Raw genomic sequence first — 12487 nt, forward strand, 5'->3', positions numbered from 1 at the left:
CGAGCCTGTCGAGATCACGCCGACCGAGCCCGACCCGCCGACCGAGGGTCTTACCCGCTGATCGAGCCTGTCGAGATCACGCAGCCCGGCGAGACTCGAACTGCGGCAGCACCTCTGCGCGCACGCGGTGCTCGGTGGCCGAGCCGTCGATCGGCACGATGAGCACGGCGTCGGCGACCTCGGCCGCGTAGATGTCGCGGATCAGTGTGGCCAGGCCGTGTGGGGTGCCGACGTAACGCACGGTTTCTGCGGAATCACCCGCAACCGGCACCGAGGCGACGGACGCACGCGCCGACCCCGGATGCGGTGCGATCGCAACCTCGACAGCCAATGCGACCGAGAAGTTCGCGGTGTCACGGGTGCCGGCCCGCAGTAGCGAGCGGGTCCGCTGAGCGTCGCGCAGCGTCGAACGTCGTACGACGATGGGCAGTTCCGTCGCAGCGGCGTCGCCGACAATCGCAACCCGCAGCGCCGGGCGGCCGATGGTGATGACGCCGGTGTCGGCAGCGAGGAGCTGGTCGGCGAGAATGTCTGTCGGAGAACTCGATTGGATCGTCACGAGTGTGCCTTTCGGTGGTGGATGTCGGGGGCGTCGGCGCTGCGATCGCTCAGGCAGCGCAACGCGTGGAGCAGGCGGTCGACGTCGTCGGACGAGCTGCCGAGCCCGAAGCTCGCGCGCACGGCACCGTCGGGATGGCCGAGTCGGTCGAGAAGCGGGTGCGCGCAGAACTTTCCGTCGCGCACGCCGATGCCGTGTTCGGAGCTCAGGTACTCCGCGACCTCGCGCGGGGTGTGGCCGTCGACTGTGAAGCCTGCGATGCCGACGCGCTCGAGGCCGTCGTCGAAAACACGCAACGGGGTGACGCCGTCGATCTCGGCGAGTCCGGCGTCGAGTTGTGCGCACAGGTACGCCTCGTGTGCGCCGATCCACTCGTGTCCGAGATCGGCGATCGCGTCGCACGCGGCAGCAATCGCGATGGCGCCCAACACATTAGGAGATCCCGCTTCGTGACGCGCGGCGCCCGTATGCCACGACACCGACGCGCAGCCCGCCTCGACGTCGACATCTGCCGTGGCGCCTCCGCCTGCCAGATACGGCTGCGCGGCGTCGAGCCAGTCGGTGCGTCCGATCAGCACACCTGCACCGAACGGCGCGTAGAGCTTGTGCCCCGAGAAGACGAGGTAGTCGATGCCGTGACTGACGATCGACACCGGGCGATGAGCGACGAGTTGCGCTGCGTCGACGAGGATTCGGGCTCCGTGCCGGTGCGCGATCGATGCGAGTCGCGAGATCGGGAGGACCTCGCCGGTCACGTTCGACGCCGCGGTCACCGCCAGTAGCGCGGCGGGCTTGGCTGCCAGTTCACGCTCGACGGCGGCAAGGGTGTCGTCGATGGTCGAAGCAACTTCGACGATGCGGGTCCACTTGTCCTTGCGTTCGACCCACGGGAGCAGGTTCGCATGGTGCTCGATGTCGAGAACGACGACGTCGCCGGGCGTCACATGCGCCGCGAGGTTGATCGCGTCGGTGGTGTTGCGGGTGAACACGACGGCGTCGTCGGCGCGACCGCGGACGAAGCGTCGAACCGTCTCGCGGCACTCCTCGTAGCGGCGCGTCGTGACCTGCGACAGGTGTCCGGCGCCGCGGTGCACGCTGGCGTAGGTGCTCAGCGAGTCGGCAACGGCGCGCGCCACCGCGGTGAGCGCCGGGGCGCTGGCGGCGTAGTCGAAGTTGGCGTAGCGCACCGTCGTACCGTCGGAAAGCGGCGCGCATTCGGCGGCGCCGACAACCTCTGCAAGTGGGGCGATAGTCGGGCTCTGCGCAGTCGAAATAGCCTTGACCTGTGAGAAATCGGTGTGCGAACGGGTGACGACAGCAGTCATCGAATAGTCTCCTTGGAATCCACGCTTGCCGTACCCACCCTGGGCACGGCCAGGTCGTCACCCGGAGCACCCCACCGCGGAGGAGGGTTGCCGACCAGCTAGCCGGGGCTTGTCGCTGGCACTCATGACCTGTTCCCAGGATCACCGACACGACGCTGAGCTGTCAACTTTCGCTCAGCGTGGACGAAAGGCGGCCGAGGGCGCGATCACCGAGCGTGTTAGTGACCCAGATTCTGTGCGCCAGCCTGATCGGCCTGTACGCGGTTGCACTTCCACGCAACCGGTAGCGTGAATCCATGCCAGCTTCGGAGGTATTCGTCCTGTCCAGGCCGCACGGCACGGTTCGTGCGCGCGGCGCATCAGCGGGATTCACCGATGCCACCGAGGCCGCCGAGGCGTTGCGTTCCGGGCGCATCGGCGCCATCACGGGGGCGATCGGGTTCACCTCGGCCGACGACGCCGCGCTGCTGGTTCCCGAGACCATCACGCACAGCGGTTCTGCGATCATGGGGAAAGCACCCGAACCCGCCCACGCCGAGCACGTCACGCTGATTCCCGACGCCGCGACGCATCGGGACCGGGTCGCACGTGCCATCGACGAGATCGACGCGGGGGCGTTGTCGAAGGTCGTGCTCGCCCGCGCCGTCGAATTCGACGTCGAACCGCCCGTCGACCCGGATCGACTTCTCGAGGCACTGGCGTACGGAAACGCCGAGCACTCTGCGTTTCTCGTCGACCTCAGCGTCGACGAGCACACCGACCCGCGAGCCCGATGGCTCCTCGGAGCGAGCCCAGAAGTGTTGCTGCGCAAGCAAGGTCTGGAGGTGACGTGCCGTCCCTATGCCGGATCGGCGGCGCGATCAGCAGACCCCGACGTCGATCACGCCGCCGGGCGCGCACTGCTGGCTTCGACGAAGGACCGGGCCGAGCACGCATTCGTCGTCGAGCATCTTCGTGATGCGCTCGAGCCGATCTGTCGCGAACTCGACGTGTCCGATCAGCCGTCGCTCGTCTCGACCGGCGAGATGTGGCATCTGGCGACACCGATTCGCGGTGTGCTGACCGACCCGACGATCACCGCCCTCGACCTCGCGCTGTTGTTGAGCCCGACCCCTGCAGTGTGTGGAACACCGGGAGACGTTGCAGCACAATTTATCTCGACCCACGAGGAGCGTCGTGGATTCTACGCGGGCGCCGTCGGATGGTCGGGCGCCGCCGGCGACGGCGAGTGGATGGTGACGATCCGTTCGCTCGAACTGTCCGACGACCGCCGTCACGTCCGCACCTGGGCCGGCGGCGGCATCGTCGCCGGGTCAGAGCCGCAGGCGGAGCTCGACGAGACGTCGGCGAAGCTCGCGACCGTCCTGCGGGCGCTGGGCGTCGCCGAGCTCGGTTGACGCCGAGGCCGTGGGCGTTGTGCCCGGCCGACCCCCGCGCGGAAAGTAGGGGAAAGATCGTTTCCCCGGGTTCCTGAGCCTTCCCCCGGTTGCAACGCGGGGAAAGGCACAAAAGCCGAGGAAGAATCCCTTCCCCTAGAACCTGCACGGCCGCCCAGCGTCGAAGCGCTCGGATCACGTCGACGCCGCAGCCCCACGCCCAGACGCCTCCACGCCCGCGCGGAAAGTAGGGGAAGGATCGTTTCCCCGGGTTCCTGAGCCTTCCCCCGGTTGCAACGCGGGGAAAGGCACAAAAGCCGAGGAAGAATCCCTTCCCCTTAGATTCTGCACGTCGGCCCGGCGCCCAACCACCAGCTCGGCAGCCGGCCCCACGCCCGACGCCGAAACTAGGGGAAAGATCGTTTCCCCGGGTTCCTGAGCCTTCCCCCGGTTGCAACGCGGGGAAAGGCACAAAAGCCGAGGAAGAGTCCCTTCCCCTAGATTCTGCGCGGCGGGGCCCAACGGGTCAGTCCGACAGCCCGGCGGCCCAGCGCCCGGGCGAAAACCGCAGCCCTCAGAGCGACGCCGCGAGCGAGTCGGTCAGGATGTCGAGGCCGTGGTGCAGTTCGTCGTCGCTGATCGTCAGCGGCGGGGCGATGCGGAAGATGCCGCCCATGCCCGGGAGCTGAACGATGTTCATGTGCAGTCCGCGCTCGAGGCAGGCGGCAGTCACCTTGGCGCCCAACGCATCCGCGGGTGTGCGCGACGCCTTGTCGGTCACGAGCTCGACGCCCTGCAGCAGCCCGCGGCCGCGGACGTCGCCGACCACCTCGACGTCGTCGCGCAGCCCGATCAGCCTCTCGCGCAGAACATCTCCGAGCTTGGCGGCACGCTCGACGAGTCCCTCCCGTTCGATCACGTCGAGCACCGTGAGGGCGACGGTCGCGGCGAGCGGGTCGGATGCGTGCGTGGTGTAGAAGAGGAATCCTCGCTCCGCGCAACGGTCTTCGATCTCTGCGCTCGTCACAACGGCCGCGACGGGTAGGCCTGCGCCGAGAGTCTTCGACAGCGTGAGAATGTCCGGAGCAACCCCGTCGCGCTCGAATGCGTACATCGTGCCGGTGCGGCCGAGCCCGGTCTGCGCCTCGTCGAGGATCAACAACATGCCGCGGTCGTCGCACATCTGTCGCAACCGCGCGAGATAGCCCTCGGGCAGTTCGATGATGCCACCCGACGACAAGATCGGTTCGACGATGCACGCGGCGAGCGAGCCGTTCGACTGCGTGTCGACGGCCGCGAATCCGTACCTCCAGTTCGGCTTCCCAGTCGTAGGACCCGTCGGCGTTGCGGAACGGCGATCGGTAGGCGTTCGGAGTGGGAAGCGTGAAGTTGCCGGGCAGCGTGGGGCCGTAGCCGCGTCGACCCGCCGAGAACGTGGCGGCCGCTGCGCCAGAAGTCATTCCGTGCCACGACCGGTCGAACGAGACGATCTCGTAGCGTCCCGTGGCGAGCTTGGCCATCTTGATCGCCGCCTCGTTGGACTCGGCCCCCGTGGTCAACAGCACTGTGCGCGTGAGGTTGTCGGGCAGCGTCGTCGACAGCCGTGAAGCAAAGTCGACGACGGGCCTGCTGAGCATGCCGCTGAACAAATGGTCAAGCGTGGCAACCGAATTCGATACCGCTTCGACGATCGCGGGGTGCGAATGGCCCAGCACGGCGCTCATCTGACCCGACGTGAAGTCGAGGATGGCGTTGCCGTCGGAGTCGTAGACGTACGACCCCGAGGCGCGCTCGATGATGCGCGGTGTGAACGCGGGAATGTAGCGGGTCAGGTGTCGCTGGGCGGCATCCCAGAAGGCGTCGTCTGTCATGGTCGTCCTCAAGATCGGTCGTGCGGATCATCCAACTATGGCATAGTCAGTTAGGACATTCATCTTTCAGGAGCACACGACCCCGATGGGACCTCAGCCGCCGATCAGCGTCAGCGAGCACTCTGACATGCCCATTTACCGGCAGATCGTCACGCAGTTGACCTTCATGATCGAGATGGGACAACTCGGCGCCGGCGACCGCCTACCCGGTTCCCGGATGCTCGCCGACAACCTCGGCATCAACCGGAACACCGTCGCGCGGGCCTACGGCGACCTGCGCGCGGCCGGACTGGTGGAATCGCGGGGCCGCGGCGGGATGGTCGTGCTTGCCGCGACGTCGACGCAGCCGCGGTCCGAAGCACGCGATACCGCTCGCGAGACACTGCAACGCGCGGTCGACGAGTGCCTCCAGCTCGGACTCTCCCCCGCCGAGATCGGTGAGCTCGCACTGAATCTCGCTGTCACGCAGTCCGATTCACCTCGCGTGTACTTCGTCGAGTGCAACGACGACCGCGCCGACTACTTCGCTGACGAACTCACCGAGAAGCTCGGCATTCGGGTCACCCCTCTCGTACTCGACCACTTCGACCCCGACGCCATCCCTGCCGACCTGGTGCTCACCACGTTCTTCCATCTCGCGCAGGTTCGCGAGCTGCTGAATGATCGTGCCGAGGTGGTGGCCATCGTCGTCGCACCGCACATCCGCACACTCATGCAGATCGCCGACGTCCCGCCCGAACAGAAGGTCGGACTCTGGTACAACACCGCCGAACAGGCTGCGAGCGTAAGGGATTCACTGTCAGCCGCGGGCATCACAGACGTCACGATGCTCGACGGAACGTCCGACGACGAGCTCGCAGGACTCGACGTCGTCGTGATCCCCAGCGAGACAGCAGAACTCGCCGACAGACTGGCTCAGCGGGTACGCGTCATCGAGTTCGGCAACGTCCTCGACGACGCGTCGGTGCGCATGGTTCGGGAGGTACTGCGCGACCTACGTTCGGCGAGTCAGCCGAGCGCCTGATCCAGATCGCCGAGCAGGTCGTCGACGCCCTCGAGCCCCACCGAGAGCCGCACCACCGCATCGCTGAGTCCGATCGCCGCCCGACCGTCGGGGCCCATCGCGCGATGCGTCGTCGTGGCGGGGTGGGTGATGAGCGACTTGGAGTCGCCGAGATTGTTCGAGATGTCGATGACCTGCAACGCGTTGAGCACCTCGAACGCACGCTTCTTGCCGTCGACGCCGTCGCGGTCGTTGAGTTCGAACGTCACGACGGTGCCGCCGCCCGACATCTGCTTGGTTGCGAGGTCGTACTGCGGATGCGAGGTGATGAACGGGTACTTGGTCCACCGCACACGCGGGTCGGCCTCGAGGAACTCGGCGATCCGCAACGCCGACGCCACCGACGCGTCGACGCGCAGGCGCATGGTCTCGAGTCCCTTGAGCAGTGTCCACGCGTTGAACGGACTCAGCGCGGGACCGGTGTGACGCATCAGGGTTTGCACGGGACCGTCGATGAATTCCTTGGTGCCCAACACCGCACCACCCATCACGCGGCCCTGGCCGTCGATGTGCTTGGTACCCGAGTAAACGATCACGTCGGCGCCGAGGTCGAACCCGCGTTGCAGCAGCGGTGTGGCGAAAACGTTGTCCAACACCACTTTTGCGCCCGCAGCATGAGCAAGCTCAGACACCTTGGCGACGTCGACGAGCGTCTGCATCGGATTCGACGGCGTCTCGAAGAACACGGCGTCGGTAGGCGTCGACAGCGCCTGCTCCCACTGGTCGAGATCCTCCCCGTCGACGAAAACCGTTTCAACGCCCCAGCGCGGCAGGATCTCGTTGCACACGACGAAGCACGAACCGAACAGGCTGCGGGCCGCGACGAGCCGATCGCCCGCCTTCAGCAGCGCGCCGAGCGCCACGAATACCGCGGCCATACCGCTCGCCGTCGCGAAGCACGCCTCGGCGCCGTCGAGCAGGCGTAGGCGTTCCTCGAACATGGCTGTCGTCGGATTTCCGTAGCGGGAGTAGACGAATCGCTCGTCCTCGCCGGTGAATGCGCGCTCGGCCGCTTCTGCGGAGTCGTAGACGTAGCCACTGGTGAGATAGAGCGCCTCGGAGGTTTCGAAGAAGCCGGAGCGAGCCAGGCCACCGCGGACGGCGAGGGTGTCGAAGGAAACGCCCTCTGGCAGTTCGTGACTCACGACTGCCTCCACGGAAGATTCGACGCACGCCACCCGACGGCGCCGCGGTGGTCGTTCTCGTCGAGCCCACCCTCGAATCCGTCGAGAACGTTGTACGCCTTGGTGATTCCCGCTGCAGTCGCGGCCTCCGCGGCTCCGATCGAGCGATGACCCGAGCGGCACAGGAAGATCACTTCGTTGTCGTCCCGAATACCCGCATCGCGCAGTTCCGCGATGAATGCCTGGTTGGGCGACCCGTTGGGGAAGGTGTTCCACTCGACGAAGACGGCGTTCTTCTCGATGACTTCCAGGTCGGGAACGCCGACGAAGGCCCATTCCGCCGTGGTGCGACAGTCGACCAGAACCGTGTTGGGGTCGGTCTCCAGCCTCTCCCAGGCCTGCTGGGGAGTCAGATCGCCTGCATAGGTCATGCCCTGCACACCTTCCACTGTGGGGGAATCGTCGAATAGTCAGGGTACTCGCGCGCGAGGTGGGCGTGCCTCGCGCCCCGAGCGCTCTCTGGCATCTCGGTGTCGGCCGTCCGCACCAATTCTTGTCGTCTGATCGAGCCAAATCCCCTTCTCGCCCCGCCGATCGATTCGTCATCACCGCAGCTTGGGCTACTGTCCCGCGGTAGTTGGCCGCCGCTGGCAGGCCCGGCGGGAAGAGGGAGCATGCGTGGCACGTGGGGCGTTCTGTTCCTATCTGTCGTCATGTGCGCGGCGGTCGCCGCGTGCAGCACGACGGGAACTCCGTCGAAGTCCGGAGACACGAGCTCCGGAGACACGAAGTCCGCGTCGTCCGCGTCGGTCGGCGAGATCCCGCCCACCGCACTGATCGTTGATGCGTCCGATTCAATGCTCACCTCAGACGCTCCGGGACCACGCATTGATGCGGCCAAGACGGCAGCGAACTCACTTGTCGACTCCCTGCCCAACGATTCACAGCTCGCCCTGATCGCGTACGGAACAGGCACAGGAACATCAGCGAGCGAGTACACCGCGGGTTGCCGCGACATCCGCACCCTCGTGCCGCTGGCAACCCTCGACAAGAATCTTGTGCACCAGGCCGTCGACTCCATTACTCCGCGGGGGTTCACGCCCATCGCGGCATCGCTCACCCAAGCTGCGACCACACTTCCCCCCACCGGACCAGCCGCCATCGTGCTCGTCTCGGACGGGGAGGACACATGCGGGCAACCGCCCTGCCCGGTAGCCCGTTCGTTGGTTGCTCAGCATCCCGACCTCCAGATCTCGACGATCGGTTTCAAGACATCGGGCGAGGCTTCGGATCAACTGCGTTGTGTCGCAGCGGCAGGAGGCGGATTGTTCGTCCAAGCCGCGAACGCAGCCCAGCTACAGGCTCGCCTCTTGGCAACGCAGAATCAGGCGGCGGCGTCGTCGGCGATCAACGGAGGATCGTTGCGCGGCATCGCAATCGGCAACGGCTTACAAGAGATCCGACAGTCACACTCCGACTTTCCACTCGGCGGTCGACGCACCGGCAATCAGACCATCATCGTGTGGCAGGACTGCGAGTGGGTATTCGACGCGACCGGCACGCTTGTCGAAATTCGCCCGCAAGGAAATGCCCGGACCATCGACGGCGTCCGCGTGGGCGGCGCACTCGGCGAGGCCAAACATTTCTACGGCAATCCCGTTGCTACGTCGTCGAATTCAGACGGAACCCGGAACTCGACATTCGTGGCCGAACCGGACACCACAACCGGATACCGCATCACCTCACAGGGCGCCGACGACGCGTCGACCATCACGAGGATCGTCGTCTGTGGCTGTGCGCCACGCTCTTCCGCCACATCGTCAGCACCGGCAAGTGAGATCATCAGACCGTTCACCAAGTCCGGCAACACCACTCCCGGGTGGCTCAAGGACGCCAGGCACAACTCTGGTGGCTACTACGCCTGCACGATCAACCCCGTACCGGGTGCCGCCGAGGCTGGAATATCGTGGTGCTCGGGCTCTTCCGGTATGGATCAGGGCCTGTGTGCACCCTCATTTGACGGCCACAGCCTGCTCTGCGTGACAGATCCGTTCAGCACGACGGAATTCATCATCACTCCATCACAGCCACCGGCAAGCGACCCCAAACCACCAGCGAATCACATCCCCTTCGGTCTCGAACTCGCCGACGGCACCCGCTGCGTCTACGTGGCGTCGCGCGGCGTCGCACCGGGCAATAGCGCGCGCCCCGATGCTGTCGCCACATACAACTGCGGCGACAATCCCCTGCGTCCCACGTCGTACGTCTTCTCGGACAAGAATTCCTATCCCGTGGCGCAGTCCTCGACCGGCTGGACCGCGAAAGTCGGTGGCGCCAGCGGCGAATCGCTCCGAGACGTGGCGATATCCAAGGTCATCTATGTCAGATTCGGATAAGGAGAACCATGCGATCGGTAGCCTTACTCGCCAAGTCGCCGTGGCGTGCCCTGGTTGTCTCGGGGGTCGCCGCTCTCGTCCTGCTCACCACGTCGTGCGATAGACAGATCTCGGGAGATGCCAGCACGGGCACCGACACCCCGGCGGCCGCACCGAAGGCGTATGTCAATCCGTGTAATGGAGTCTCGGGCACCTGTGAGGTGGTGCGCAAGGTCGATGTCGACGGCGACGGCCAGGCCGATGAGGTCGCGATCGCCTACGCGTCCGATTCACCAAGTCCCCAAGTAGCATTCGGACCTTCGCACGTCACCACTCTCGCGGCGATCAATGGCAACGTATTTCGCCTCACCGAAGACGTCAGTGGCGTGCCGTACACGGCCCCCACCGAGATCTTTCGCGGCGCCTTCGCGATGAGCCGTGCGCAGGGCGCCGATATCGCCCTCCACCTCGCCATGGGCCAGGGGGCCCCTGAGAAGTTCGCCGTGATCAGTTGGGATGGAAGCAAACTCGTTGCCCTTCCGCAGCCACCCGACCCCAACCAGCAGGGTGCTCAGCGCACACCGGGCATCTGGTATCTCAGCTCGTCGCACGGCAAACAGCAATTCGTCAAGTGCAAGCAGCCCGGCGAGATCGCCTTCGTCGATCTCAGCGCCGCAACCCGCGAGGGCATTCCCGTCCCCGGTGGCGGGAGGCGCGAGGAGAACTACTTCGTGTTCAGCGGAGATTCATGGCAGCCCAACGGCTCGACCAACACAGCAGACAACAGCTTCTCCTACAGTTGGAGCCCGCACTCCAACGGATTCGATTGCCCTGCGCTCGGTACGCCGAACTGACAGGAACATTCACTCCGCCGCAAGCGCCGCAACGACGGCGTCGAGGTCGTGGCCGTCGGCGCGCCGGATTGCCCACGTGTCCATGGGCATCGCGAGATCGGAGATGGGCAGAAGCGTGAACTCGCTGCGATCTATGGCGCGCATCGATTCCGTCCCTTCCGGAACCAAGGTGAATCGGTCACCGCCGCGGAGCATCAATGCCATGCCGGTGATGGTCGAGTAGCGGTGCGCCGCGTCGACGAGCACACCGAGATCGCGCAGGAGCCGCGTGCACGGCCCGTACCGCAGATCCCAGTGTCTCGGCCCGGATACCAGTGTCATTCCCCGCAGGTCAGCCGTCGTGATCGCGTCGACCCCCGCGAATCTCGACGCGTCGACGACGGCCACCACTCTCGACGTCGCGAGCAGCGTACCCACAAGGTCAGGATGGTGTTCGGGAAGATGCGAGATCGCGAGATCGATCTCGCCGCCGAGAAGTTGCTCCGGCATTTCCAGCGACGGCATCTGGGAGATGATCACCCGATGGGTCTCCTCCACCTGATCGGCGACCGCCGAGATACGTCGACGCTGCTCGTGTGTGAGCTCATCCGGCACGGCAAGACGCAGGTCCGTGTGGTGGGTCGCGCGCACGGCGGACGGTAGTGCGTCGAGATCTGCGACGACCCGCTCGGCAAGCGGAATCAGCGCCCTACCTGCATCGGTGAGCGCGGTGTGATGCGTCGACCTGTCGAAGAGGCGGACGCCGAGCTCGGACTCCAGTGCCTTGATCCGTTTACTCAGCGGAGGCGCGGACATGTGGAGCGACTCCGCAGCCCTGGTGAAGTTCAGCTCACGTGCCACGGCGAGGAAGAAACGCAGGTGCATGACATCCATGGAAATATCCAACACTCCAGATCGCGCTTGGTATTTCCGTTCAGGCAATACCGGAGCGTCCGAACTGGTCGTTCCCTTCCGGCCACAACGCTCCTAGCGTGGAGATAAACGAGCTCTGTTCGCCGGCGAATCGGGAGGCACCATGTTCGAGCATCTGTACGTTCTCAACGGCCGCAAGCACTCCATCCTGCGGGTCGACGCGACCGACGGCACCGTCGAGACCGTGACCGATCAGACGGGCTACCTGCCGGACGGGATCGTGACCACGCCCGACCGCATCTACTGGACGACGATGGGCAAGCCAACCCGCGTAGCAGTGACAGCCGGGACCTCCCCCGACGATGAATGGGATTTCAGCGCTCCGAACGGATCGGTGCGCAACTGCGCCCTCGACGGCTCCGGACAGACCCAGCTGGTTCCCGACGGCACCATCACCACCGGCAAGCAGCTCACCGCTGACTTCGACGCCGGCCTTCTCTACTTCTGCGACCGCGAGGGTACGACGGTCTATCGCGTTGCCACCGACGGCACCGGCCTGACCCCGCTGGTCCACAACACCCGAGACGACACCTGGACACAGGAATGCGTCGGAGTCGCGGCGGACCCGGTCGGCGGGTTCCTCTACTGGACGCAGAAGGGCCCGAGCAAGGGCGGACGCGGGAAGATCTTGCGCGCGGGCCTCGACCTCCCGGAGGGCGAAACCGCCTCCACCCGAACGGATATCGAAGTGCTGTGGCACGACCTGCCCGAACCGATCGACCTCCACCTCGACCTCGACACCAACACCGTCTTCTGGACGGATCGCGGAGCAGCGCCCGACGGCAACACGCTCAACCGGGCGGCGATACCCGACAAGGGTCACGCAGGTGCCACCCCGGAGATTCTCGCCCACGGCTTCGACGAGGCGATCGGCCTGGCCGTCGATACCGACGCCGGGTTGGTCTACGTCAGCGATCTCGGTGGCTCGATCCGGTCTGTCGAGATCGGTGGCGACCACGCCGTACGCGAGATCGTCCATCTGCCCGACTCGTCGTTCACGGGCATAGCCGGGCTCTGAGAACACCGGG

General features: G+C 65.8%; 10 protein-coding genes, 1 pseudogene and 1 riboswitch. Of the genes and pseudogenes, 5 read left to right on the top strand and 6 right to left on the bottom strand.

The window, feature by feature from the left end; translation table 11 throughout:
* Nucleotides 1–76: 76 nt before the first annotated feature.
* Both GOSPT_RS16520 and GOSPT_RS16525 read right to left on the bottom strand, forming a co-directional pair.
* Nucleotides 77–559 (bottom strand): hypothetical protein, encoded by a 483-nt coding sequence (locus tag GOSPT_RS16520; RefSeq protein WP_005207563.1) that lies wholly within the window; start codon nucleotides 557–559, stop codon nucleotides 77–79.
* Entirely contained in the window at nucleotides 556–1884 is a 1329-nt protein-coding gene (locus tag GOSPT_RS16525) for an aminotransferase class V-fold PLP-dependent enzyme (RefSeq protein ID WP_005207564.1), read from the bottom strand. Before GOSPT_RS16525 ends, GOSPT_RS16520 begins: the two co-directional genes overlap by 4 nt.
* A 16-nt stretch (nucleotides 1885–1900) precedes the next feature.
* Nucleotides 1901–2014: riboswitch (SAM riboswitch) on the bottom strand.
* A 166-nt stretch (nucleotides 2015–2180) separates the two neighbouring features.
* On the opposite strand from GOSPT_RS16525, the gene GOSPT_RS16530 reads away from it, so the two are divergent.
* The gene (locus GOSPT_RS16530; protein WP_005207565.1) at nucleotides 2181–3281 is read left to right on the top strand and encodes an isochorismate synthase; all 1101 of its coding nucleotides are present in this window, start codon (nucleotides 2181–2183) and stop codon (nucleotides 3279–3281) included.
* Between the two features lie 553 nt (nucleotides 3282–3834).
* On the opposite strand, the pseudogene GOSPT_RS16535 reads toward GOSPT_RS16530, so the two are convergent.
* Nucleotides 3835–5131, bottom strand: a pseudogene (locus GOSPT_RS16535) (aspartate aminotransferase family protein).
* An 85-nt stretch (nucleotides 5132–5216) separates the two neighbouring features.
* On the opposite strand from GOSPT_RS16535, the gene GOSPT_RS16540 reads away from it, so the two are divergent.
* A complete protein-coding gene (locus tag GOSPT_RS16540) occupies nucleotides 5217–6155 on the top strand; it encodes a GntR family transcriptional regulator (protein WP_005207568.1) in 939 nt (312 codons plus the stop codon).
* Here GOSPT_RS16540 and GOSPT_RS16545 read toward each other — a convergent pair.
* Together GOSPT_RS16545 and GOSPT_RS16550 are read right to left on the bottom strand one after the other, a co-directional pair.
* The gene (locus GOSPT_RS16545; protein WP_005207569.1) at nucleotides 6140–7339 is read right to left on the bottom strand and encodes an O-succinylhomoserine sulfhydrylase; all 1200 of its coding nucleotides are present in this window, start codon (nucleotides 7337–7339) and stop codon (nucleotides 6140–6142) included. The two genes, GOSPT_RS16540 and GOSPT_RS16545, sit on opposite strands and share 16 nt — an antisense overlap.
* Nucleotides 7336–7749, bottom strand: coding sequence for a rhodanese-like domain-containing protein (locus GOSPT_RS16550; RefSeq protein ID WP_005207570.1), 414 nt, complete (start codon nucleotides 7747–7749; stop codon nucleotides 7336–7338). The genes GOSPT_RS16545 and GOSPT_RS16550 overlap by 4 nt, the downstream gene beginning before the upstream one ends.
* Before the next feature lie 243 nt (nucleotides 7750–7992).
* Here GOSPT_RS16550 and GOSPT_RS22870 point away from each other — a divergent pair, with 243 nt between their 5' ends.
* A complete protein-coding gene (locus GOSPT_RS22870; RefSeq protein WP_083837492.1) occupies nucleotides 7993–9714 on the top strand; it encodes a vWA domain-containing protein in 1722 nt (573 codons plus the stop codon).
* 8 nt (nucleotides 9715–9722) lie between these two features.
* Nucleotides 9723–10547, top strand: coding sequence for a hypothetical protein (locus GOSPT_RS16560; protein ID WP_005207573.1), 825 nt, complete (start codon nucleotides 9723–9725; stop codon nucleotides 10545–10547).
* A 9-nt stretch (nucleotides 10548–10556) separates the two neighbouring features.
* Here the strand turns inward: GOSPT_RS16560 and GOSPT_RS16565 are convergent, their stop codons facing one another.
* On the bottom strand, nucleotides 10557–11420 hold the full coding sequence (locus GOSPT_RS16565; RefSeq protein WP_005207574.1) for a LysR family transcriptional regulator: 864 nt from the start codon (nucleotides 11418–11420) through the stop codon (nucleotides 10557–10559).
* Between the two features lie 142 nt (nucleotides 11421–11562).
* Here GOSPT_RS16565 and GOSPT_RS16570 point away from each other — a divergent pair, with 142 nt between their 5' ends.
* Entirely contained in the window at nucleotides 11563–12477 is a 915-nt protein-coding gene (locus GOSPT_RS16570; protein ID WP_005207575.1) for an SMP-30/gluconolactonase/LRE family protein, read from the top strand.
* Nucleotides 12478–12487: the final 10 nt, after the last annotated feature.

Source organism: Gordonia sputi NBRC 100414 (assembly GCF_000248055.1).
GTDB lineage: Bacteria > Actinomycetota > Actinomycetes > Mycobacteriales > Mycobacteriaceae > Gordonia > Gordonia sputi.